General features: G+C 71.8%; 21 protein-coding genes and 1 riboswitch. Of the genes, 9 read left to right on the forward strand and 12 right to left on the reverse strand.

The genetic code is table 11. The annotated features are described in order from the left end of the window. Positions 1–5: 5 nt before the first annotated feature. Positions 6–1,058, reverse strand: a complete 1,053-nt coding sequence (locus tag HET64_RS07380; RefSeq protein WP_215103243.1) for a type III polyketide synthase — start codon at positions 1,056–1,058, stop codon at positions 6–8. A 118-nt stretch (positions 1,059–1,176) separates the two neighbouring features. On the opposite strand from HET64_RS07380, the gene HET64_RS07385 reads away from it, so the two are divergent. The 4 genes from HET64_RS07385 to HET64_RS07400 all read left to right on the forward strand — a co-directional run bounded on the left by HET64_RS07385 (position 1,177) and on the right by HET64_RS07400 (position 6,907). Continuing rightward, positions 1,177–2,097 carry a UbiA family prenyltransferase gene (locus HET64_RS07385; protein WP_215103244.1) on the forward strand — a complete coding sequence of 307 codons (921 nt, stop codon included), beginning with the start codon at positions 1,177–1,179 and terminating at the stop codon, positions 2,095–2,097. Between the two features lie 164 nt (positions 2,098–2,261). Beyond that, complete coding sequence (locus HET64_RS07390; RefSeq protein WP_215103245.1) at positions 2,262–5,213, forward strand: CARDB domain-containing protein; 2,952 nt, start codon at positions 2,262–2,264, stop codon at positions 5,211–5,213. Positions 5,214–5,348: 135 nt separating this feature from the next. Beyond that, a complete protein-coding gene (locus tag HET64_RS07395) occupies positions 5,349–6,428 on the forward strand; it encodes a dihydrodipicolinate reductase (RefSeq protein ID WP_215103246.1) in 1,080 nt (359 codons plus the stop codon). Beyond that, positions 6,425–6,907, forward strand: coding sequence for a carboxymuconolactone decarboxylase family protein (locus tag HET64_RS07400; RefSeq protein ID WP_215103247.1), 483 nt, complete (start codon positions 6,425–6,427; stop codon positions 6,905–6,907). The genes HET64_RS07395 and HET64_RS07400 overlap by 4 nt, the downstream gene beginning before the upstream one ends. A gap of 89 nt (positions 6,908–6,996) precedes the next feature. Here the strand turns inward: HET64_RS07400 and HET64_RS07405 are convergent, their stop codons facing one another. Beyond that, a complete protein-coding gene (locus tag HET64_RS07405; RefSeq protein WP_251144926.1) occupies positions 6,997–8,640 on the reverse strand; it encodes a GMC oxidoreductase in 1,644 nt (547 codons plus the stop codon). Positions 8,641–8,796: 156 nt separating this feature from the next. Next, positions 8,797–9,639 (reverse strand): transglycosylase SLT domain-containing protein, encoded by an 843-nt coding sequence (locus tag HET64_RS07410; RefSeq protein ID WP_215103248.1) that lies wholly within the window; start codon positions 9,637–9,639, stop codon positions 8,797–8,799. A gap of 5 nt (positions 9,640–9,644) precedes the next feature. After that, positions 9,645–9,832: riboswitch (cyclic di-AMP (ydaO/yuaA leader) on the reverse strand. A 454-nt stretch (positions 9,833–10,286) separates the two neighbouring features. On the opposite strand from HET64_RS07410, the gene HET64_RS07415 reads away from it, so the two are divergent. Further along, a complete protein-coding gene (locus HET64_RS07415) occupies positions 10,287–11,678 on the forward strand; it encodes an FAD-dependent oxidoreductase (protein ID WP_215103249.1) in 1,392 nt (463 codons plus the stop codon). A 15-nt stretch (positions 11,679–11,693) separates the two neighbouring features. Here the strand turns inward: HET64_RS07415 and HET64_RS07420 are convergent, their stop codons facing one another. Together HET64_RS07420 and HET64_RS07425 are read right to left on the reverse strand one after the other, a co-directional pair. Further along, complete coding sequence (locus HET64_RS07420; protein ID WP_215103250.1) at positions 11,694–14,228, reverse strand: SpoIIE family protein phosphatase; 2,535 nt, start codon at positions 14,226–14,228, stop codon at positions 11,694–11,696. Between the two features lie 159 nt (positions 14,229–14,387). Continuing rightward, entirely contained in the window at positions 14,388–15,005 is a 618-nt protein-coding gene (locus tag HET64_RS07425) for a hypothetical protein (RefSeq protein WP_215103251.1), read from the reverse strand. 243 nt (positions 15,006–15,248) lie between these two features. Between HET64_RS07425 and HET64_RS07430 the strand changes: the two genes are divergently transcribed. Continuing rightward, positions 15,249–16,781: a transcriptional regulator gene (locus HET64_RS07430; RefSeq protein ID WP_215103252.1), complete on the forward strand. Its 1,533-nt coding sequence runs from the start codon at positions 15,249–15,251 to the stop codon at positions 16,779–16,781. Between the two features lie 114 nt (positions 16,782–16,895). After that, positions 16,896–17,903, forward strand: a complete 1,008-nt coding sequence (locus HET64_RS07435; protein WP_215103253.1) for a PHP domain-containing protein — start codon at positions 16,896–16,898, stop codon at positions 17,901–17,903. Positions 17,904–18,004: 101 nt separating this feature from the next. Here the strand turns inward: HET64_RS07435 and HET64_RS07440 are convergent, their stop codons facing one another. Beyond that, positions 18,005–18,196: a DUF6381 family protein gene (locus HET64_RS07440; RefSeq protein WP_215103254.1), complete on the reverse strand. Its 192-nt coding sequence runs from the start codon at positions 18,194–18,196 to the stop codon at positions 18,005–18,007. A gap of 372 nt (positions 18,197–18,568) precedes the next feature. On the opposite strand from HET64_RS07440, the gene HET64_RS07445 reads away from it, so the two are divergent. Continuing rightward, positions 18,569–18,751 (forward strand): DUF6480 family protein, encoded by a 183-nt coding sequence (locus tag HET64_RS07445; protein ID WP_215103255.1) that lies wholly within the window; start codon positions 18,569–18,571, stop codon positions 18,749–18,751. Positions 18,752–18,916: 165 nt separating this feature from the next. Here the strand turns inward: HET64_RS07445 and HET64_RS07450 are convergent, their stop codons facing one another. Together HET64_RS07450 and HET64_RS07455 are read right to left on the reverse strand one after the other, a co-directional pair. Next, entirely contained in the window at positions 18,917–19,096 is a 180-nt protein-coding gene (locus HET64_RS07450) for a hypothetical protein (protein ID WP_018955843.1), read from the reverse strand. A 75-nt stretch (positions 19,097–19,171) separates the two neighbouring features. Then, positions 19,172–19,561, reverse strand: a complete 390-nt coding sequence (locus HET64_RS07455; protein ID WP_215103256.1) for a hypothetical protein — start codon at positions 19,559–19,561, stop codon at positions 19,172–19,174. 87 nt (positions 19,562–19,648) lie between these two features. On the opposite strand from HET64_RS07455, the gene HET64_RS07460 reads away from it, so the two are divergent. Beyond that, complete coding sequence (locus HET64_RS07460) at positions 19,649–20,014, forward strand: DUF779 domain-containing protein (RefSeq protein WP_215103257.1); 366 nt, start codon at positions 19,649–19,651, stop codon at positions 20,012–20,014. 16 nt (positions 20,015–20,030) lie between these two features. Here HET64_RS07460 and HET64_RS07465 read toward each other — a convergent pair whose 3' ends face one another. The 4 genes from HET64_RS07465 to HET64_RS07480 all read right to left on the reverse strand — a co-directional run. Then, positions 20,031–21,620, reverse strand: a complete 1,590-nt coding sequence (locus tag HET64_RS07465; RefSeq protein ID WP_215103258.1) for a hypothetical protein — start codon at positions 21,618–21,620, stop codon at positions 20,031–20,033. A gap of 156 nt (positions 21,621–21,776) precedes the next feature. Next, positions 21,777–22,520 carry a hypothetical protein gene (locus HET64_RS07470; RefSeq protein WP_215103259.1) on the reverse strand — a complete coding sequence of 248 codons (744 nt, stop codon included), beginning with the start codon at positions 22,518–22,520 and terminating at the stop codon, positions 21,777–21,779. 112 nt (positions 22,521–22,632) lie between these two features. After that, positions 22,633–22,827, reverse strand: coding sequence for a hypothetical protein (locus HET64_RS07475; RefSeq protein ID WP_018955839.1), 195 nt, complete (start codon positions 22,825–22,827; stop codon positions 22,633–22,635). A gap of 117 nt (positions 22,828–22,944) precedes the next feature. Then, on the reverse strand, positions 22,945–23,725 hold a 781-nt coding region (locus tag HET64_RS07480), incomplete at its 5' end, for a phosphatidylinositol-specific phospholipase C/glycerophosphodiester phosphodiesterase family protein (RefSeq protein ID WP_215103260.1).

Genomic DNA, 23,725 nt, shown 5'->3' on the forward strand with positions numbered 1-23,725 from the left:
CCTTCCTACCAGCGCAGCAGCACCAGTTCGCAACAGAATCCCGGGCCCATGGCCAGCAGCAGTCCGGGGGTGCCCGGCTCGGGGCGGCGCTGTTCGATGGTGTCCCGCAGGACGTGCAGGACCGAGGACGAGGACAGGTTGCCGACGTCGGCCAGCGAGCGCCAGGTGACGTCGAGCGCGCCGTCGGGCAGATCGAGGACCTCGGTGACGGTCTCCAGCACCTTGGGGCCGCCCGGGTGGCACACCCAGTGGGCGACGTCCTTCGGCTTGAGCCCGTGCTCATCGAGGAACTCCCTCACGTCGTCCGCGAGATAGCGGCGGACGACGTCGGGCACCGCCGGGTCGAGGACCACGGTGAAGCCGGTGCTGCCGATGTCCCAGCCCATGACGTGCTCGGTGTCCGGGTACATCCGGCTGCGGGTGGCCACGATCTCGGGGCCCGAGACGGCCCGGCGGCCGCCGAGGGCGACCAAGGCGGCCGCTCCGTCGCCGAACAGCGCGGTCGCCACCAGGTTGGCGGGCGACGGGTCGTGGCGCTGGAAGGTGAGGGAGCAGAGCTCGACCGACAGGAGCACGGCCACGTCGTCGGGGCGGCCGAGGAGGTAGTCGTGCAGCCGGGCCGTCCCGGCCGCTCCGGCGACGCAGCCGAGGCCGAAGACGGGCAGCCGTTTGACGTCCGACCGCATGCCCAGGCGGGTCACGAGCCGGGCGTCGACGGAGGGGGCGGCGATCCCGGTGACCGAGGTGAACATCAGCAGGTCCACATCGGTGGGCCGCAGCCCCGCCGCCCGCAGCGCACCGCGTACGGCCTGGGCGCCGAGGTCCACGGCGGACCGGATGAACACGTCGTTGGACGCGCCGAAGCCGTCGAGCTCGCGGTAGCCGTCCAGGGGCAGCACGGTGTGCCGGGTGCGGACCCGGGCGTTCTCGTGGAGCCGGTCCAGGACACGGCGGTCGGCTCCGGGCGGCAGGCAGGTGCGGGCCACCATGTCGGTGACCTCGCGCTGGGTGTGGCGGTGGGGCGGCAGAGCCCCGTGAACCGCGGCGATGCGGGTCATCCTGCCTCCTGCTTCGGTGGCGTCATGGCCCCATCCTGCCCACAAGGAGCGAGGGAACGGCGTAAAAGACCCGCCCGGTCGCCGCATTGACGGGGCGTCGGGCCCCTACGATCGCCCGATGGACGCCACGGACAGGGTGAGCCCGGCCGGAGCGGATCCGGCCGGTGCCGCGCCGGTGGGAGTAGGACCCGCGGCGGGGCCGGCCGGCGCGCGGCGACGCGGCCGGGTCGTGGGGCTCGCGCTCGCGTGCCACCCGGGACCGGCGCTCGCGGTGACCGCGCTCGCCTGTGCCCTCGCCCTCGGCTCCGGCCTCGGCGGCCTCCGCTCCGTGCTGGTCACGGCGGCGGTGCTGACCGGCCAGCTCTCGGTCGGCTGGTGCAACGACGCGTACGACGCGCGGCGCGACGCCGATGCCGGCCGCCGGGGGAAGCCCGCGGCCGACGGCACGGTCGGGGCCCGTGCGGTGTGGGCGGCGGCGGCGGTCGCGCTCGCCCTGTGCGTACCGCTCTCGCTGGCCTGCGGGGCGCTCGCCGGCACGGTCCACCTCGCCGCCGTCACCGCCGCCTGGCTCTACAACCTGCGGCTCAAGGCGACGGCCCTGTCCTGGCTGCCGTACGTGGCAGGATTCGGCGCCCTGCCCGCCGCCGTCGCCCTCTCCCTGCCCGGCGGACCGTGGCCCCGATGGTGGACGGTGGCGGCCGGGGCCCTGCTCGGGTTCGCGGCGCATCTGGCCGACACCCTCCCGGACATCGCGGCGGACCGGGCGGCCGGGATCCGGGGCCTCCCGCACCGGCTGGGCGACCGGGGCACCCGGCTGCTGCTGCCGGTGCCGCTCCTCGGCGCCACGGCGGTGCTGGCGTTCGGCCCGCCGGGACCGGTGGACGCCATGGGTGCGGCGGCACTCGTCCTGGCCGGTGCGGCGTCGCTCGCGGGCCCGGCTCTCGGCCGCCGGTGGCGCAAGGCCGCCTTGGCCGGAGCGGTGGCCGTGGCTGCGGTGGATCTGGCGCTGCTGCTGGCCAGGGGCGCCGCCGGGGCCTGAACGAGCCCATCCGATCGGCTGCCTGACGGTGCGTCAACAACGACCCCCGAATGACATGGCCATGCGAAGACCGTTGACAAATCAGAAACAGGGCAGAAATCTATGAACCTCTCACCGCAAAAGATTGACTTGTGGACTCAAATATTGTGGAAGCAGAGGACATCATGAGATGGAAACGACTCACCGGACAGTCGATCACCGGGCTGCTGATAGCCGGGATGGTCTCGGTCGGGCTCCTGCCCGTCGCCGCGAGCGCGGCTGAGGCCACCGATCTGGCCCGGGGCAAGCCCGTCGTCGCCAGCGGATCGCACGGCGGGTTCCCGGCCGCCAACGCCAACGACGGCAAGGTCAACAGCTACTGGGAGTCGAACGGGCTGCCGGCCGACCTCACGGTGAAGCTCGGCGCCGACGCGGACCTGGAGTCCGTGGTGGTCAAGCTCAACCCCGACCCGATCTGGGGCAGCCGCACCCAGGACATCCAGGTGCTCGGCCGGACCCAGGACGGCACCGCGTTCACCTCGCTCCGGGCCCGCGCCGGCTACGCGTTCAACCCGTCGGGCAACCAGAACACGGTGACGATCCCGGTGGACGGCCGGGTCGCCGACCTCCAGCTCAAGTTCTTCACCAACACCGGGGCGCCCGGCGGACAGATCGCCGAGGTCCAGGTCCTGGGGACGGCCGCGCCCAACCCGGACCTGACCGTGAGCGCGCTGTCCTGGAGCCCCTCGTCCCCCTCCGAGACGGACGACATCACCGTCAAGGGGACCGTCCGCAACGCCGGTTCGGCCGCCTCCCCCGCGACGACCGTCAATGTGAGTCTGGGCGGCGTGGTCGTGGGCAGCGCCCCGGTCGGCCCGCTCGCCGCGGGAGCCTCGGCCCCGGTCTCGGTCGAGGTCGGCAAGCGGCCGCAGGGTTCGTACACCGTCTCGGCCCTGGTGGACCCGACCGACACGGTCGTCGAGTCGGACAACACCAACAACAGCCGTACCACCGCCTCCCCGCTGGTCATCGGGCAGAGCCCCGGCCCCGACCTGGAGGTCCGCTCCATCTCCTCCAGCCCGGCCAACCCGGCCGTCGGCGCGGCGGTCACCTTCACCGTGGCGGTGCACAACCGCGGCACCAGCGCGGTGAGCGCGGGCACCGTCACCCGGCTGACCGTCGGTTCCACGACGCTCAACGGCACCACACCGGCCATCGCGGCGGGCGCGACCGCGAACGTCACGGTCGGCGGCAGCTGGACGGCGGCGAGCGGCGGCGCGACGCTGACCGCCACCGCGGACGCCACGAACCAGGTCACGGAGACCAGCGAGACCAACAACACCTTCGCCCGCTCCATCGTGGTCGGGCGCGGCGCGGCCGTTCCGTACACCGAGCTGGAGGCCGAGAACGCCACCTATCAGGGCACGTTGCTGAAGTCGGACGCCGAGCGCACCTTCGGGCACACCAACTTCGCCACCGAGTCCTCCGGACGCGAGTCGGTACGGCTCAACGCGACCGGTGAGTTCGTGGAGTTCACCTCGACCGCCCCGTCGAACTCGGTCGTCGTGCGCAACTCCATCCCGGACGCGCCGGGCGGTGGCGGCCGCGAGGCGACCATCAGCCTGTACGCCAACGGTCAGTTCGTCCGCAAGATCGACCTCTCCTCTAAGCACAGCTGGCTGTACGGGAACACCGACAGCCCCGAAGGCCTCACCAACACCCCCGGCGGCGACGCGCGGCGGCTGTTCGACGAGTCGCACGCCCTGCTCACGCAGACCTATCCGGCGGGCACGAAGTTCCGGCTCCAGCGCGACGCGAGCGACAACGCCTCCTTCTACATCATCGACCTGATCGACCTGGAGCAGGTGGCGGCACCCTCGTCCCAGCCCTCGGGCTGTGTGTCCATCACGACGTACGGCGCGGTGGCGAACGACGGGATCGACGACACGGCGGCGATCCAGCGCGCGGTGACGGCGAACCAGACCGGTCAGATCGACTGCGTGTGGATCCCGGCCGGCCAGTGGCGTCAGGAGCAGAAGATCCTCACCGACGACCCGCTCGACCGGGGTCAGTGGAACCAGGTCGGCATCCGTGATGTGACGATCCGGGGCGCGGGCATGTGGCACTCACAGCTCTACACCCTCACCCCGCCGCACGAGGCGGGCGGCATCAATCACCCGCACGAGGGCAACTTCGGTTTCGACATCGACGAGAACACGCAAATCTCCGACATCGCCATCTTCGGCTCCGGCACCATCCGCGGTGGCGACGGCAACCACGAGGGCGGCGTCGCGCTGAACGGCCGGTTCGGCAAGGACACGAAGATCAGCAACGTCTGGATCGAGCACGCCAACGTGGGCGTCTGGGCCGGTCGTGACTTCGACAACATCCAGGAGCTGTGGAACCCGGGCGACGGCGTCGAGTTCACCGGGATGCGGATCCGCAACACGTACGCCGACGGCATCAACTTCGCCAACGGCACCCGTAACTCCACGGTCTACAACTCGTCGTTCCGCAACACCGGCGACGACGCCCTCGCGGTCTGGTCCAGCAAGTACGTCAAGGACCAGTCCGTCGACATCGGCCACGACAACAGCTTCCGCAACAACACCATCCAGCTCCCGTGGCGTGCCAACGGCATCGCGATCTACGGGGGTTACGGCAACAAGATCGAGAACAACCTGATCTCCGACACGATGAACTACCCGGCCATCATGCTGGCGACCGACCACGACCCGCTGCCCTTCTCCGGGCAGACGCTGATCGCCAACAACGGCCTGTACCGCACCGGCGGAGCCTTCTGGAACGAGGACCAGGAGTTCGGCGCGATCACCCTCTTCCCGCAGAATCTGCCGATCCCCGGAGTCACCATCCGCGACACGGACATCATCGACTCCACCTACGACGGCATCCAGTTCAAGACGGGCGGCGGCGTGATGCAGGACGTCAAGATCGAGAACGTCCGGATCGACAAGTCCAACAACGGGTCCGGCATCCTCGCGATGGGCGGCGCACGCGGCAACGCGACGCTCACGAACGTGACGATCACCGACTCACGTGACGGTCACGTGCTCATCGAGCCCGGTTCGCAGTTCACGGTCTCCGGCGCCCCGAACGGCGCACGGGCCAAGCGGTAGCCGCTACCGCGTTCCCGGGCCGGTGGACCGTCTCCGGCCCGGGAACACCCGTTCTCGGGAACACCCCTCTCCACCCCACGAATTGGGTCCCGCATGGCTCTGGGAAGTGCAGGGCCCCGGGGCTACCCTCCGCGCATGATTCCCACGGTTGTCTGGGGTACCGGCAACGTCGGCCGCGCGGCGATCCGCGCCGTCGAGGCCCATCCGGCACTGACACTCGCCGCCGTCCTCGTGCACGATCCCGCCAAGACCGGCCGCGACGCGGGCGAGCTGGGCGGGGTCGGGCGCACGCTCGGGGTCGCGGCCACCGACGACATCGCCGCCGTGCTGGCCGCCCGCCCCCGGGCGGTGGTCTACGCGGCGTCCGGCGACATCCGTCCCGACGACGCCCTCGCCGACATCGGCCGGGCGGTCCGGGCCGGCGCGGTGGTCGTCACGCCCTCCCTCTATCCGCTCTACGATCAGCGCAACGCCCCGCCGGAACTGCGGGACCCGGTCCTGGCCGCCGTCGCCGAGGGCGGCGGCTCCCTCTTCGTCTCCGGAGTCGACCCCGGCTGGGGCAATGACGTCCTGCCCCTGCTGGTCAGCGGACTCGGTACCGAGGTGGACGTCATCCGCTGCCAGGAGATCTTCGACTACTCCACGTACGAGCAGGAGGAGTCGGTGCGCCATCTGATCGGGATGGGTCACCCGATGGACTACGAGCCGCTGATGCTGGCGGAGAGCGTTCCGACGATGGTGTGGGGCGGTCAGATACGTCTCATGGCACGGGCGCTGGACGTCGAGCTGGACGAGATCCGCGAGACCATGGACCGTCGGGCGCTGAAGTCGACGGTACGCACCCGCACGATGGGCGAGTTCGCGGCGGGTACGCAGGGGGCGGTGCGCTTCGAGGTGCAGGGCATCGTGGACGGCGTGCCGCGCATCGTCATCGAGCACATCACCCGGATCCATCCCTCGTGCGCCCCGGACTGGCCGTCCCCACCCGACGGGGTGGGCGCGCACCGGGTGGTGATCGAGGGCCGTCCCCGTATCGAGGTGACGGTCGAGGCCTCCGACGAGGACGAGAACCGGTCGGCAGGCGGGAACGCCACCGCGGTCGGGCGACTCGTCTCCGCCATCGACTGGCTGGTGGACGCGGAGCCGGGCCTGTACGACGCACTGGACGTTCCGCTGCGGCCTGCGGTCGGCAGGCTGGGAAGGAGACCGGCATGATCATCGATATCCCGGAGGGCCAGGAGCCCATCGGTTACGTGTGGGGGGAGATGGTCCCCGGCATCGGGATGGCCGCCGCCACCTTCTCGATGTCCGTGTACGAGCACACGACTCTGGGGCTGCGGGAGTTCGAGGCGGCCAGGCTGCGGGTCGCGCAGATCAACGGGTGCCTGTTCTGCCTGGACTGGCGGACCGAACGGGACGGGGCGAAGGTCGAGGAGGAGTTCGCCGGGGCGGTGACCGAGTGGCGTACGACCGACGCCTTCGACGAGCGCACCCGGCTGGCGGCCGAGTACGCCGAGCGGTACACGCTCGACCACCACGGTCTGGACGACGCCTTCTGGAAGCGGATGAGCGCGCACTACAGCCAGGCGGAGATCGTGGAGCTGACGATGAGCATCGGCTCGTGGCTGGCGTTCGGGCGGCTCAACCATGTGCTGGGGATCGACGCGGTGTGCGTTCTGCCCGGTCACGGGTGAGCGCGGGCGCCTCCTGACGGAGTCCGGGGCCGCCGGGTTGGCACTCCCGGCCCCGGGCTCTTCGTCGGTCCCCGCGTCCTCCGGGGCGCCTACAGGTCGGTCGCGATGATCCGTTCGATGTTGCGCTCGGCGAGCGCGGTGATGGTGACGAACGGGTTCACGCTGGTGTTGCCGGGGATCAGCGCGCCGTCGATGACGTACAGGCCCGCGTAGCCGTGCAGCCGGCCGTAGTTGTCGGTGGCCCTGTCCAGGACCGCGCCGCCCAGCGGGTGGTAGGTGAGGTGGTCGCCCCAGATCTTGTGGACGCCGAAGAGGTCCGTGCGGTAGATCGTCCCCTCCTTCCGGTTGATCTTGTCGAAGATGGTCTTCGCGGCGTCGATGGACGGCTGCTTCCACGCCGTCTGCCAGTTCAGCTCGGCCTTCCCCGCCGCCGCGTTCCAGGTGAACTGGGCCCGGTTCGGGTTCTTGGTGATGGAGAGGTAGAACGAGGCCCACGTCTCGATCCCGGTGGGCAGCGGCGCGACTTCGGCGAACGCTCCGCCGGCGTCCCAGTTGTCGATGCCGCCGGTGGGGATGGACGACTGCACCTGCCCCGTCGGGTCCCAGAGGTGGTTGGCCCGGCCGCACATGACGTTGCCGTTGTCGCCCCAGCCCTTGCCGACCTCGTTGTTGAGAAGGGGCAGCGCGCCGGTGGCCTTGAGGCCGACGAGCAGCTTGCTGGTGCCCACGCTGCCCGCGGCGAAGAACACCTTGTCCGCCGTGACGGTCTTGGTGGCGGTCGTCCGGCCGACGGTGTCCAGCTGGTCGATGAGCACCGTGTAGCCGCCGCCCGGGGCCGGGGTGACCGTGGTGACCTTGTGGAGCGGGGAGATGGTGACCCGGCCGGTGGCCCTGATCCGGTCGATGTAGGTCTTCTGGAGCGATTTCTTGCCGTAGTTGTTGCCGTAGAGGATCTCGGCGTCCAGGGCCGACTTCGGAACGGTCCCGGCCGCCTCCTGCTTCATGTAGTCCCAGTCGTAGACGGCGGGGACGAAGAGGAACGGGAAGCCGGAGCGCTGGGCGTGTTTCCGGCCGACCCGGGCGTACTGGTAGCAGTCGACGCTGTCGAACCAGGCGGGGTCGATGGTGGTGACGCCCAGTCCGGTGTTGGCGCGCGGGTAGTAGGTGCTGTACATCTCCTCGGCGTTCACCGTGGGGAGGATCGCGCCGAAGTTCTCCCGGCGTGGGGTGACGGCCATACCGCCGTTGACCAGCGACCCGCCGCCCACGCCGCGGCCCTGGTAGACGGTGATGCCGCCGAACTCCTCGGCGTCCAGGATGCCGGTGTAGCGGTTGACGTTCTTGTCGATGGGGAAGCCGAGGAAGTTGCTCAGCGGCTGCTTGGTCCGGGTCCGCAGCCAGAAGGAGCGGTCGTCGGGCCTGGTCGTGTTGGCGAAGATCTTGCCGTCCGCACCCGGCGTGTCCCAGGCCATGCCCATCTCGACCATATGGACGTCGACGCCGGCCTGGGCGAGCCGGAGGGCGGCCACGGAGCCGCCGTATCCGGTGCCGACGACCAGCACCGGCACACGGGCCCCGGAGCCGATCGGCGCTGCTGCCGCCCGGACGCCCGCCCATGCCGGTGCGGTGGGCCCGGCTATCGCCGCAGCACCCAGAAGAGAACCTGTTCCAGTGATGAATCTTCGACGCGAAACACCCTTGGTCTCGCCATTCTGCTTGCCAGTGTCACTCATGTGACATCCCTCACTCTCGACAGAGTGGAACAGGTTCTACTGTCGATCGCGTGGTAAGTCACTAGAAACTTGGGGGTAACTTCCCAGCACCGCCCGGCATGCCCGAGGGGCCCCGGACCATGAGGTCCGGGGCCCCTCGGGCTTGGGCGCAAAGGATCAGTAGGCGCCGAAGACGTTGTCGATCGAGCCGTACCGGTCCGCGGCGTAGTTGCACGCGGCCGTGATGTTGGCGACCGGGTCGTAGCTGTCGGTCGAGGTGCCGGGCACGTGGTAGGCCTGGAAGGTCGGGTCGATGACCTGGAGCAGCCCCTTGGACGGGGTGCCCTTGACCGCGTTGGAGTCCCAGTTGTTGATCGCGGCCGGGTTGCCCGAGGACTCGCGCATGATGTTGCGGTGGATGCCCTCGTAGGTGCCGGGGATGCCCTGTTCGGCCATGACCGCCAGCGACTCCTTGATCCAGCCGTCGAGGTCGTTCGTGTACGTGACGGCCTTCTCGGCGGCCGGAGCGGCCTTTGCCACGGGCGCGGCGTTGACGCGCTCCGAACGGTCGGCACGGTCCGCCTCGGCACCGCGCGCGGCGGACGGGGAAGCCTTGGCGGCCTTGTCCGCCTTGCCACCCGAAGGGGCCTCGGTCTTGGTTCCGAGGGTCAGCTTGATACCGGGGTGAATAAGATCGGGATTCTCTCCGACGATCTTCCGGTTGCCTTCGTACAGCTTCTCCCAGCCGCCACTGACGGAATATTCGCGGGCGATCTTGGAAAGCGTCTCACCGGCCACCACGGAATGCTGGGCGGGCGCGGCCTTCACGGCGGAATTCGCCTGGGCCACCGAGGTGGGCGCCACGGCCTGCTGCGGCGCGGCAGCGGGTGCGGGGGCCGCGAACGCGCTGGTGGCGCCGATCACCGGGAGGGCGAGTACGGCTCCGCCGGCGGTCACGGCGGCAAGGCCGCGGCGCAGCGAGGTGGACTGGGGACGACGGTGCTTACCCTGTGCGGGCATGGGGGATTTCCTCTCCGGCGCCTGCGAGGTGAGCTGTCGGGTTCAGACGGGAGATGTCTGGCCGCACGCTCGTGCGACTTCACCCCAAGCCGTTCCGGTTACGGATCGGCGACTTACCTGGGTCCCCCGCTCCTGCCGTACGTGAGTGGGTTTCGGATTCCCGGACGGCGGCAGGATTCGGCGTTCCATCCGGATTGACGGTGACCGTAGGCGAGAAACGTCGAACAGAACAAGCCCCGCATTCCGGATTTCCCTTTCCATACAAGATCGAAAGGCAGAATTGCCGGATCGGGTCACGCGGTCACGCCGTCAACTTTCTTCGCACAGAAGGGAACCGATGCTTCCGCTTCTGCGTCCGCGCTCCCGGACGTGACGCTCACCACTCCCTCGCGGTGATGGCGAAAACAAGCTCAAGCAAATGCCCCAGCAGGCCCAATAAGCGCCCCTTATCGAGCAGAATTCCCAAAAGAAATAAATCGCCCATACCGGCACAGAGAAACGGGCCAATCGGACACTCTAGGCAGGGCCGGTCGAAGGGCCCGCGCGGCGATCGCTTACGGTGTGCGGTGGAGACTAGTAAGCCAACCCTTACCTCCGACGTACGCTGTACCTGCCCGCGTTCGCCCGCCCCGAAGGATCACCACGCCATGACACGCCCCGTCCGCGTCGCCATTGTCGGAGCCGGCCCCGCCGGTATCTACGCTGCGGACGCGCTGCTCAAATCCGAGGTCTGCCAGGATCCGGGGGTCTCCATCGACCTCTTCGAGCGCATGCCCGCGCCCTTCGGCCTCATCCGTTACGGCGTGGCCCCCGACCACCCGCGGATCAAGGGCATCGTCAAGGCCTTGCACCAGGTGCTGGACAAGCCCCAGATCCGGCTCTTCGGAAACGTCAGCTACCCGCACGACATCGGCCTGGACGACCTGCGGTCGTTCTACGACGCGGTGATCTTCTCCACCGGCGCCGAGGCCGACCGGGCGCTCGACGTCCCCGGCATCCAGCTGGACGGCTCCTACGGCGCGGCCGAGTTCGTCTCCTGGTACGACGGGCACCCCGAGGTCCCGCGCAGCTGGCCGCTCATCGCGGAGAAGGTCGCCGTGCTCGGCGTCGGGAACGTGGCCCTGGACGTGGCCCGCATCCTGGCCAAGACGGCGGACGAGCTGCTGCCCACCGAGATCCCGGACAACGTGTACCAGGGCCTCAAGGAGAACAAGGCGCTGGAGGTGCACGTGTTCGGGCGGCGTGGCCCCGCACAGGCCAAGTTCAGCCCGATGGAGCTGCGGGAGCTGGACCACTCCCCCAACATCGAGGTCATCGTCAACCCCGAGGACATCGATTACGACGAGGGCTCCATCGCGACCCGCCGGGAGAACAAGCAGGCCAACATGGTCGCGCAGACCCTGGAGAACTGGGCGATCCGCGACGTCGGCGACCGCCCGCACAAGCTGTTCCTGCACTTCTTCGAGTCCCCGGTCGAGATCCTCGGCGAGGACGGCAAGGTCGTGGCGCTGCGCACCGAGCGCACCGAGCTGGACGGCACCGGCAACGTCCGGGGCACCGGCCGGTTCACGGACTGGGACATGCAGAGCGTCTACCGTGCCGTCGGCTACTACTCGGAGGAGCTGCCCAAGCTCCCCTTCGACGTGGCCTCCGGCACCGTGCCGCACGAGGCGGGACGCGTCATCGCCGGCGACGAGCACATGTCCTCGGTCTACGTCACGGGCTGGATCAAGCGCGGTCCGATCGGCCTGATCGGACACACCAAGGGCGACGCGAACGAGACGGTCGCCTGCGTCCTGGAGGACCGGGCGGCCGGCCGGCTGCCCGAGCCGGCCACACCCGCTCCGGAGGCCGTCGAGGCCTTCCTGGAGGACCGCGGCGTCCGCTACACGACCTGGGAGGGCTGGCACCGGCTGGACGCCCACGAGCAGGCGCTGGGTGCGGCCCAGGGCCGTGAGCGGATCAAGGTCGTGGAGCGCGAGGGCATGCTGGAGGCCTCCGGCTCCTTCGCACCGGCGGAGCCCGGGGCCGGAATCTGAACGGCAGCCCGTCTCTCAGGAGGCCGGATCGGGCGCGCCCGCCGCGCGCCCCGGGTCCGGCCGCCTGAACGTGCGCCACAGGTCGGGTCCGGCCGACTGGTCCTCCCTGGGCCGCCGGACCGACCCGGTCCCCGCCCACCGGGCGGCGAGCAGGATTGCGATGTCGTCGGGGCGGTCGACGGCCGCCCTGGCCACTCCGATGACCTGGTCGGCCGTCTCGGCCAGGGGGACCGCGCCGATGCGTTCGACGGTGGCGCGCAGCCGCTCGATCCCCTCGTCGATGTCCGTCCCCGGGCGCTCGATCAGCCCGTCCGTGAACAGGGCGATCATCGCCCCCGGTTCGAGCCGCATCTCCGTGACCGGGTAGGACGCCTGCTCATCGATCCCGAGCACGATGCCGCCGGGCAGGTCCAGCACCTCCGTCCGGCCGTCGGGCCGCCGCAGCACGGGCTGCGGATGCCCCGCCCGTACGGCGCGGGCCACTCCGGTCACCGGGTCCAGCGCGATGTAGCAGCAGCTCGCGAACTGTCCCGGGTCGAGGTCGATGAGCAGTCGGTTCGTCCCGCTCATCACCTCCTGCGGATCGTGATTGCTCAGCGCGAACGCCCGTACCGCACTACGCAGTTGCCCCATGGTCGCGGCGGCGGAGACACCGTGACCCTGTACGTCGCCGATGATCAGGGCGAGTTCGTGGCCGGTCTCGATGACGTCGTACCAGTCGCCGCCCACATCCATGCCCTGGGTGCCGGAGAGGTAGCGCCCCAGGGTGTCCACCCCGTCCACCTCGGGCAGCCGGTGCGGCAGCAGGGCGTTCTGGAGTCCGCGGGCGAGGGCCGACTCGCTGTCGTAGCGCTGGGCGCGCTTCAGGGCCTGGGCGATGAGCCCGGCCAGTGCCGTCAGGACCGTTCGCTCCTCCGGGCTGAAGCCGCGAGGGCGGTCGAAGCCGAGGATGCAGGAGCCGACGGGCCGCCCCGAGGCGATCAGCGGCAGGAACGCGCGCGCCCCGACGTCCGCGTCGATCGGGATGCCCGGATAGGCCGCGGCCAGGCGCTGCATGGACTCGAAGAACATCGGGCGGCCCGTGGTCAGGGTCTCCACCCCGGGAATGCTGACGTCGAGCTCGACCCCTTCGAAACGGTCGAGGAAACCCTTCGGGAACCCCGTCTCCCAGGCCAGGTGGAGATGGCCCTCGTCCAGCAGGTAGATGGCGAGCTGACGGCCGCCGAACGCGGGCAGCAGCTCCTCCGTGACCACTTCGGAGACCTGGCGGGCCGTGACCGCCTCGGTCAGCGCGATGGCGAGGGCCACCGGTCGGTACAGCGCCGATGAGCGGTCGGCGGTCGAGCCGATGCCCAGGCCGGGCGCGGTGACCGAGCCCGGGGCGTAGTCCGGCGGGTCGGTCCCCTGGAGGACGACGCTCACCCCGTCGTGGCCCGGGTACAGGGACACCGACAGCCAGCGCGAGGGCGGGCGGCGGGCGAGGAAGTGGACGGGCTCGTCGGCCATCAGGGCGGCCCGGTAGTGGTCCTCGTAGGCCTCGTGCCCGAACCACGGCAGGGCCTGCCACACGACACGGCCCACGAGCTCTTCCCTGGCGTGGCCGAGCAGTTCCTCGGCGAGACCGTTCGCGTAGGTGATCCGGCCCAGCCGGTCGAGGGAGAGGATGCCGCGCGGCAGCCGGTCGGCGGCCTCCGGCACGACGGGTCCCGCGCCGAGGTCGACCAGGAAGCCGCTCAGACGGCTGGCGGACGCGTCGCCGTCCGGGTGCGTCCAGCGGCCGGACAGCTCCAGCAGATGGGACCGGCCGTCGGGGCCGCGCAGCCGCATCCGCCGGACGACCGGTTCGGCCGATTCCACCGTCTGGCGGGCCAGCGCCCACAGCCCGTACACGTCCTCCGGGACCAGCCGTTCGGCGAGCGCGTCCACGGTGCCCGGGAAGGCGGCGGGCTCGAAGCCGAGGATCGCGCAGAGTTCGTCGTCGGCGGTGACCTGCCCGGAGTGCAGGTCCCAGTCGAAGCGGCCGACCCGGACCGGGGGCGCGGTGGCGGCGGGCAGCTGCACGGGGACCGGCTCGGCCTCCCATACGCAGTCGACGCCCCGTTGCTCCAGATCGGTGAGCGCGTCCCCGAGTCGATGGCCCAGGCGGTGCAGCCGGTCGCCGTCGGCGGGGGCGACGGGCTGCCCCGGCGTGGAGGCCCGCAGGATCGCCAGCACGCCCAGGCTCCCCCGGGGTCCGGTGATCGGCACCCACAGCGAACCGAACGGGAACGGCAGTCCGGCCATCAGCTGCGGGAACCGGCGCATCGCCTCCTCCGCGTCGGAGAGCAGCACGGGCCGCCCCGAGCGGTAGGCCTCGGACACCGGGAAGGGCCGGTTCACCTGCATCCGCCACCAGGGCCGGAACAGCGGGGGCGGCAGTCCGGCGAGCACCGCGAGCCGCAGGAGTCCGGGCGTCCGGCTGCGGAGGAAGACGCCGCCCGCATAGCCGTCGCTCGACTCGACGGCGCTGACGAGGGCCTGCGCGAGTACGAGGGACAGTTCGTCGGGCACTCGGCCACCCTGGTGTCCCCCGGCCGCGGCCCCGTTTCCGGCGGGCGGGGAATGCCGGGGCGTTTCGTGCCGGGTCACACAGCCAGCATGCTCCCGGTGCGGGGTACCCCGCACCTCCGGCGACCGGCCGCCCCCCGACGGCCGGTCGCGGACATGGCCTCAGTACAGCTTGGCGACGGCGGTGCGCGTCGTGTTCCTGAAACCCTCCAGCGGTGCGCCGTCGAGTTCGCCCAGCTGTCCCCACTCGACGACGGTCACGGCCCTGCCGTCGCGGCCCACCGAGTAGAGCCCGATGTCGGTGGAGCCGACCTCCGGGTACGACGTGTCGATGCTGTAGACGTGCGCGCCCTCCTCGATGTCGACACGGCCCTGGTAGAACGCCTCCCCCTCCAGGCTGGGGTCCTGCTCCTTCAGCCGGTCGAGGCAGGTCTCCAGGGCGCTGCGCAGTTCGGCGGCGAGCGCCTTGGCCCGGGCGGTGGTGGTGGCGACCGTGATGGTCTGGCGGGCGCCGGTGTCCAGTTCGGTGCGGAAGTCCCGGTGGCGGGTGCCGGACGCCGGGGCGATGCCGGCGGTGCACACCGACCCCTCCTCGGGCACTCCCTGGCGTACGGGACCAGCCGTCCAGGGTGTCGTGGAGGCGGGCAGCCCGCCAGCGCTCAGGAACTTCGGCTGGACGGGAGCGGGGGCCGGCGCCGCGGCGGCGGGCACCTGGGCCAGTGCGGTGACGGCCAGGCCCGCGGCCGCGGCGGTCAGCAGTGCGGTGCGAAGGGTGCGCATGGTGAGGTTTCCCCGTTTCGGATGGTGCGGTCAGGTGGGTCGTACGCCGTCGCGCCGAGGTGTGCGGAGCCCGCTGAGGGGCCCTGCGGCGGCGGTACGGGAACGAGCACCAGCCTGGGCCGCCGCACCGGAAGCGGACAAGCACGACACGGCTTCCCGCCGGGCTGGAACCGTCCCACCCCTGGTGACGTGGGTGTTCCCGGGGGGCTGGAACGCCAAGGAACGGCTGCGGGGAGGTCGAGCGTGTCGGGTGACGCCGAGGGGGAAGCACGGGCGGTGCTGGCGGAGCGGCTGAGTGCGCTGCGGGAGCGGTCGGGCCGGACGTACGCTTCGCTGGCCCGCCGGATCGGGGTCAGCGGATCGACGCTGCACCGGTACTGCATGGGGCGGACGGTGCCCGCGGAGTTCGCCCCCGTGGAGCGGCTGGCCCGCCTGTGCGGCGCACCGGCCGGGGAGCGGGAGGCGCTGCACCGTCTGTGGATCCTGGCGGACCGCGAACGCCTCGACCGGCAGGGGGCGGCGGAGGGAAGGGCGGAGGCTGATACTGCGGCCGAGGCAGAGCCTGAGACGGAGCCGACGGAAGTCGTGCCGGTGGACGGATCGGCCGGGGAGACCGTGTCGTACGGGCGGTGGGCTGCGGTGCCCCACGCCGCCGGAGCCCGGCCGTCCGGCGGGGCCGTGCCCGGGCCGCCGTCCGCGGCCCACGGGCCGTCCGGCCTCACCGGTCCTCGCCCGGGGCCGGCTTCCGTCACCGGGGAGGTGGCCTCGATCGGGAGCGGGACTCCCCGGGGGCCGGTGTCACCGTCGCGTCGAGCACGCCGGTACGGGCAGGGGCTCGGTGTCCTCGCCGCCGGGGTGCTCGCTCTCGCCCTGGTCGCGTCCTTGGGAGGGACATCGCTCCCGGGCGCGGACCGGGGCCCGTCGGTGGCCCAGCGGCCGGGTGGGCCCCCGTCGGGCAGCCCGGAGCCGTCGCCCTCCGGCACCCTCACGCCCGGGAAGCCGCAGGGCACGCCGAGCGGGACCCCACGCGGAACGCCGTCCGGCGGTACCCGGTCGGCAACCGTGCCGCCCGGCGTCGAACAGCGCGGAGGGGCGCTCCCCCGGGCGTCCGGGGGCTCTCCGGGCCCGACGGCCGGACGTGTGCCGTTCACCTGGACGGCGGACGACCACGTCTGGAAGAACGGCTGCGACCACTCCTACGTCCTCGACCGGGCGCCCGCGGCCGTCCCGCCGCCCCCGGTGGAGGCGGACGCCGAGTCCTGGGCCGGAGCGCTCGGCGCGGTACACGCGGGCGAGGCCGGTGTCCGGATCACGTTGCAGGGCCGGGACGAGCGGGCCGTGGTGCTGGAAGCCCTGCGGATCCGGGTGGTCGAGCGTCGTTCGCCGGCGGAGGGCCGGGTCTACCGGATGAGCTCCGGCTGCGGCGGGGCCCTCACCCCGAGGATGTTCGACGTGGATCTCGATGTGCCCCGCCCCGTCGCCCGCTCGGTCGCGGGCAACGACTCGGGCGAGCCCATCGAGGCGGTCGCCTTCCCGTACAGCGTCTCCGTCACCGATCCCGAAATCCTCCTGATAACGGGTCGCACGGTCGGCTGCGACTGCGACTGGTTCGCGGAGCTGACCTGGAGTGCCGACGGCCGGTCCGGCACGGTGCGCGTCGACGACGGCGGGCGGCCGTTCCGTACGAGCGGGGTGCGGGGGCGGCCCGTGCTCGACTACGACACGGGCACCGGCCGCTGGGTGTCCGTGCCGGACGCCGGGGAGGCCGGGTCCTGAAGCGGCGGCCTCCGCGCGGAGGCGACCGGGGACGGATGCGCCCATCCTGGTGGGGCGGGCGGACTGCCCGGCGCGGACCTGCGCCGGCCGGGGACGCTCCTCGTGGAGGTGCCGATGGACCCGGTCACCGCCCTGCGGCGGATCGCCTTCCTGCTGGAACGCTCCCAGGCCGCCACCTATCGGGTGAAGGCCTTCCGTACGGCCGCTGCCGTAGTGGAGGCGATGGCCCCCGGGGAGGCGGCCGAGCGGGTGACCGCGAACTCCCTGGAGCGGGTCGCCGGGATCGGGCCACGCACCGCCGAGGTCATCCGCGAGGCCCTGGCCGGCGAGACGCCCGGGTATCTGGACCGGCTGGAGGCCGCGGCCGCCGCCGAGCCGCCCGTCGAGGGGGGCGAGGATCTCTTCGCGCGGCTGACGGGCGACTGCCATCTGCACTCGGACTGGTCGGACGGGGGCAGCCCGATCGAGGAGATGGGCCGGACCGCCGCGGAGCTGGGGCACGCGTGGGCCGTCCTCACCGACCACTCGCCCCGGCTGACGGTGGCCCGCGGCCTGTCGCCGGAGCGGCTGCGGGAGCAGCTCGCGGTGGTGGCGCGGCTCAATGAGCAGTGGGCCCCGTTCCGGCTGCTGACGGGGATCGAGTGCGACATCCTCCCGGACGGCTCGCTCGACCAGGAGCCCGGGCTGCTGGACCTGCTCGACGTGGTGGTCGTCTCCGTCCACTCCAAGCTGCGGATGGACCCGGCGCCGATGACGCGGCGCCTGGAGGCGGCGGTACGGCATCCCCGGGCCAAGGTGCTCGGCCACTGCACGGGACGCCTGCTGGCCGGGCGCGGCCGGCCGGAGTCGCGCTTCGACGCGGACCGGGTCTTCGCGGCCTGCGCCGAGGCGGGGACGGCGGTGGAGATCAACTGCCGTCCGGAGCGGAGGGATCCGCCCCTGCGGCTGCTGCGCGCGGCCGTAGCGGCGGGGGCGCTGTTCGCGATCGACACCGACGCGCACGCCCCGGGGCAGCTCGACTGGCAGCGGTCGGGGTGCGCCCGTGCCGAGAAATGCGGGGTGCGGGCCGACCGGGTGGTGACGACCTGGAGCGCGGACCGGCTCCTGGAGTGGGCCCGCTGACCGCGTACGGGGGCGCGCGGCCGCCGTAGGGGGGCACACGGCCGCCCGCCCCGGAGGTTCGGTAGGTCCCTCCGGAAGCGGGCGGGCGGGTGTCGGCCGGGCTACTTCTCGGGGTAGATGTCCCCGGCCTCCATGGCGCTCTGCTGCTCGCTCCGGTCCCGGATCGTCCGGGACTTCTTCTCCAGTCGCTCGCGCTCGTGCGGGTCGCTCGCGCGCTCCGCGGCCTCCGCTAGCTGCTGGGCCTTCTCACGCATCTGCCGAGCCAGGCCGGCGGGTTCGTCCGAACCGCTCATCACCACTCCTTGGACGCTGGGGACCTCTGGGCGCGTCCGGCGGATCTCGACCGGGTCCCCGGCGTCCGGCACAGCGCCTTGCGATGCACCGCACCGGACGCCGCGGCCTGTCCGGCCCTGATCCGCCGGGCACGCCCCAGCTCCCAGCGAACCAGCGACCGGCCGCCTCCGCATCCCGCGCGGCCCGGGCTATCGCGCCGGAACCGGGGTGGCCGCCGCCACCTCCGCGTCGGCGGCGGCGCAGGACGACCCGGCGGAGCACCCTCTGCCTCACCCTGGAGTTGAGGGTGAGACTTCCGCCGCCGACCGGCAGCGGACCGCCCAGGGGCCGGACGGCGTGCGCGGGGGCCCGAACGGAGAGACCCTTGACGCATGGCTGTTCTAGTGAATCCCCCAGGAGAGACACCGCCGGCCGAGGGTTCCATCGGGGAGGCCCACGAGGAACGCCCGGACGGAGGACTGTGGGAGCACCCCGGCGTCTGGACCGCCCTGATCGTGATCGGCGCGCTCGTGGTCGCCGGATTCTTCCTCGCCCGGATCTTCGGTTACGGATGAGCCGCTGGGTGTCCGCGTCGATGGGCCGGATCACCGGCGCACCGGCGGAACCGACGCATGGCCCGAGCCGGGCCGGGCCCGCCGCGGCGGGCCCTCGACGGGGAGGTCGTCGAGCCCGCGCGGGTGCCCGTGCCGTCACCTACGGCACGGGCACCCGCGCTGCTCTCAGCGGTCGGAGGCCGCCCGCGCTGCGCGTGCCAGGGCCTCCTCGCGGCGGGCCTCGGCCTGTTCCTTCCTGCCCTCGGCCTTCAGCCGCTCGTTCTCGAGGGCGATGCCGTCCGATTCCTTGATCATGCCTTTGAGCCTCCGCGCCTTGGCGCGGGCTATGTCGGTGCTCTTTCCCACAGCTGCCTCCATGCCGCGAGGGAGATACGCGTTTCTCCCTCCACTATGCATACCCGCGCGGCGGAACGCAGGGCGCTACAGCAGTGGGTTCTCGTCTTCGTCCGGTCCGCCGCCCTCGACCCGCAACGCGAGGTCCTGGAGGACGTCCGCCGACGACACGTCGGTCTGCCCGGAGTCGTGGACCTGGGCCAGCATCGTGAACGCGAGGGTGAAGGCGCTCACGAGCTGTTCGACCGCACCGCCGACCTCGCGCCCGACGACGGTGACCACCTCCTCCACGGAGAAGTCGTCGGGGATGGCGATGTGGGGCATCGTCTCGTTCAGCAGGGCGGTGACGGCACCCGCTCCCGCGTCCAGATCTTCCCGTTCGAGGTCCGCCTCCAGCAGACGCTGCATTTCGCGCGCCTCTGTGAGGATGCCGATCACGCGCTTCACGACTTCCCGTTGCTCCATGGCCGCGAGCATAGGGCGTGCAACCCGGTCGCAACGTCCGGTCGAGTTGACTCGCGTGCGGTTGTCGCGGCGTCGCCGCGGCCGGGAAGGGGCAGGTCCATGGAGTGTGACCCGAAATCTCCCGCCGTCGAGCTGACACCGGCCGCGGCCGCTCTGCTGCGACGGCTGCGGGCGGACCACGGCCCGTTGATGTTCCATCAGTCGGGCGGCTGCTGCGACGGCAGCGCGCCGATGTGCTATCCGGCCGGTGAGTTCCGCACCGGGAACGCCGATGTGCTGCTGGCGGACCTCGCCGTCGAGGGAATGCCCGGGAGCGTGCCCTTCTGGATGTCGCGGAGCCAGTACGAGGTGTGGTCCCACACCCGGCTGATCGTGGACGTGGTGGAGGGCCGCGGCAGCGGGTTCTCGCTGGAGGCCCCGGAGGGGGTGCGGTTCCTCATCCGCTCCCGTCTGGTGGACGGCTGAGGAACCGCACCGCCCGTCAGGCGGTGTCGCGCACCGCGACGATGCCGTTGAAGACGCCCGCGTACGCGGTGCCGTCGGGGCCGATCGTGAGGGGCGCCCAGTTGTTGTCGTAGGCGGGGCCGGTGCCGGTGAGCGTGCGCCAGCGGCGTTCGCCGGTACGGAAGTCGACGGCGGTCAGATACCAGGCGTCGATGCCGAGGACGTTGGGCTCCTTCTCGTAGAAGTAGAGCAGCCCGTTGGCCGTGGACAGCTTGGGCACGGTGGAGGGCGAGCGGACGGCGCTCTCCCACACGGTGTCGCAGCCGCTGCCGTCGGCCCGGACGTCGATACGGGTGACGCCGCCGACGACGCTGCGGCCGAGCAGCAGGGAGGTGGGGTTCTCGTAGCCGTAGTTGTTCTCGACGACGAGGCTGTCGCCCCAGCTGATCAGCGAGTTGTCGGTGGTCGACTGACCCCGGCCGAAGACCGGGACCGAGCAGACGAGGCGGCGGTCGGCGGGGATGTCCGCGCCGCGGCGGAAGACGAGGACGTTCATCCGGTCGTCCGCGTTGTCGGTGATCGCGACGTACCGCTCACCGGTGCCGAACAGGTCGGGGGTGGTGCCCGAGCCCTGGTTCACCGAGCCGGGCTTGGTGCCGGTGCCCCGGTCGTACGTCTGCCGCCACCCGATCCGCGGAGTGCCGTCCGGGCCGGCCGTGAAGCTGTAGAGGGCGTGGTCGGAGACGATGGAGACCGCGTCCCGGTCCACGGAGAACGAGTTCTGGATCTCCTCGCCGTCGAGCCGGACGGACCGGACGGCCGAGGTGTCCGGGTCGACCGTCCCGACCCGGCCGAGCCGGGTGACCCACCAGATCCGGCCCTGCCAGTCGGGCATCACGGAGGTCACCGGGTCGCAGGTACCGCTGGGGAAGAGGTTGGTCCAGGACACGCAGTCGTGCGGGACATGGCCGGTGAGGTCCCAGTCGTCCTCCACGACGAACTCCCAGCGGCCGTCGGGCCCCTGCCGGTGGGCGATGCGCAGGACGTGCTGGCGCGAGTCGGCGAGGACGACCCGGTCCTGGTCGTCCAGGTAGAAGTAGGCGCCGCCCGAGGTGTCCTTGAAGATCCTTGAGAAGTCGAGGCGGGTGATCGCCTCGACCGTGGAGGACCGCTGCGGCAGCTTGTACTCGGCGAGCGTGTCGAGGGTGCGCGGGTCGAGCAGTTTGAGAAGGAAGCCGGTGAAGGTTCCGCAGACCGTGATCAGCCGGCCGGCCGCGTCGAACGTCGCGGTGGCGCACTCCCCGCCGACCGGGGCGATCTTCTCGCTGGTCACCTCGGGGCTCCGGCCGAGCGGTCCGGCGTAGGGATGGGTGCCGCTGCCCGCCGCGTCCGCGTGCATACCGCTGCGCCCGTTGGGCGCGAGGAAGGGGTGCTGCGGGGGCGCCTGGCCGGGGACCGGCGACGCGGTGGCGGGGGCTCCCTCGTACCCCGCGACCAGGCGGTGGCCGGGGGCTCTGGGGATCTCGTCGGCCCGTGCGGGGGAGGTGGGCCCGGCCAGCGTGAGAGTGGCGACGGCGAGTGTCAGGGCCAGGGCACGGGCGAGCGCTCTGCGGTACGGCGGGGGCATCGGGCTCCTCGGTTACGGACGGGGGTCGCGCCGCCGCCCGACGTTAGGAGGAGCATCTTGAAGTGTCCATGGAGACGAGAAGGGTTTCGCGCGCCCGACACGCCGCCGCAACACCGCGCCACGCGCGGCAACGCCCGCGACACGCCGCGCCGCGCCCTATCCGCGCGGCGGAGGCTTCCGGTGCGAGCGGTTCTCCAGCATCGCCCGGCGGATGCGGGCCGCCGCGGCCCGGGCGTGCTCCGGCGTCGCGGTGTGGTCGGCGACCGAGGTGACGAAGCGGTGCAGCGGCTGACGGCAGCGGGGGCACGGGGTGTCGGTGGTGACGCGGTGGCCGTCCTCGCACTGCGGGTCGGAGCACGAGCCGGGCATCAGCAACTGTTCGGCGATGTCCTGGGCGCTCCAGCGGCGGCGGCCGTCCTCGTCCTTCTCGTTCAGGGCGTGGGCCCAGCGCAGGTTCCAGCGGCGTTCGACGCGTTCACGGAGGAGACCCGCGCTGCGGTTCGCCAGCTCCTGGTGGATCAGGTCGTGGACGGTGCTCGGGACCCGGCCGCCGAGCGCCTGGAGGAGCTGCTGCGGCAACGCCTGGAGGACATAGCCGCGCGGGTTGCTCTTGGCGTTCTCCCGCCAGCGGTCGCAGAAACAGGTTCCGTCGGGCCGTTTCGGGGCGTGACAGCGGCCGCAGAGGCCGCGGCACTCGGCGCACAGCCCACCGTCGAGCCCGTCCAGGTGGGGCGCGGGCGCCCGTCCGCAGGACTGGCAGCAGGCCGCGCACGGCCCGCAGAGCCGCTCGTTGCCCGCCTTCGTCGTCCAGACACGCGTCTGGCACCGGCAGCACAGGCCGGTGTTGCAGTACTCGTGGTGGGCGGCGCCCGAGTGCCGGCCGGAGGGCGGAAAAGACATCTGCCCATTGTGCGGGATGTCCGGGCGCGGCGTGGCACGGCCGTCGGCGCCGGCCGGGCCGACGAGGGGTTCCGCGCCGAGCCCGGGGCCGGGGGTGGGAGCGGGGCCGGAGTCAGGGGTGGAGGCCGCTGACCAGGTCGGCGGTGGCCCCGACGCCGTCGTGGATGGTCGGCGCCATGCTCGTACCGGCCAGGAAGAATCCCAGCAGGACACAGACCAGTGCATGGGAGACCTTCAGTCCGCCGTTGCGCAGGAAGATCACTGCCAGGATCAGCATGAGCAGGACCACCGAGATCGAAACGGCCATCGCCAACCTCCTCCGCCGCGCCGGATTTGCGGCATTCGGCCGCCAGTTTGGCGCAGCGGAGGGGCTGTTCGGCGCACTGGCGTGTCGGCCGAACGGGTACTTCCCGGCGGTGGGGCGTTACGGGGTCGGGGCGCCGCTCCCGCGAGCTCGGAGGAATCGTTCGAGTCCGGCCAGGTCGTCGGTGTTGAGGTGGTCGACCCCGGCGCCGAGCAGTTCGGACCAGACGGCCTCGCGTTCGGGTCCGGGCAGGTCGGGCGTGGCCCAGAAGCGGATGCGGCGGCCTTCCCGGTGGGCGGTGGCGACGAGGGTGTGGAGCCGGTCGCGCTCGGCACGGGGGAAGGGGCCGGCGCCCAGCCAGCCGAAGCTCTGGGTCCAGTTGGCGCTGACGAGCGGGGCGAACGAGGCGGGGGCCGCGGTGCCGAGGTCGTCGAGGCGGCCGTCGTAGAACGCGTACCGGGTGCGCTGCGCCTCCATGGGGACGCGGGCGGCGCGGTCGCCGGAGATGACCGGGGTGACCGCGCCGGGGTGGACGCGGCCGTGGCTGTAGCGGGTAAGGATCCGGTGGTGGCGGCGCAGTTGCCGGTCCAGTTCGCGGTAGGCGGCGACGCCGTCGGCCTTGATGTCGATGAGGAGCTGCAGCGGGGCGCGGTGGTGCGGGTGGACGCTGCCGTGCCCCGCTCGGACCAGGGCGGCGAGCGGGTCCAGGTAGAGCGAGGCGAGGGTGCGGGTGGGGTCGAGCGTGGCGGGCTCGTGGGCCACGAGCAGGTCGCCGCCGACGAGGAAGATGTCCGCCTCGACGCTGGTGAACCCGTGGGAGAGCGCGTCGTGCAGTGGCCGGGGGTGCAGGTAGTCGTTGTGCGCGTGGGCATGGCGTAACGGGCGCGGACCGCGCGGGCTG

It is taken from the genome of Streptomyces sp. McG3, from assembly GCF_018619185.1.
Taxonomy (GTDB): domain Bacteria; phylum Actinomycetota; class Actinomycetes; order Streptomycetales; family Streptomycetaceae; genus Streptomyces.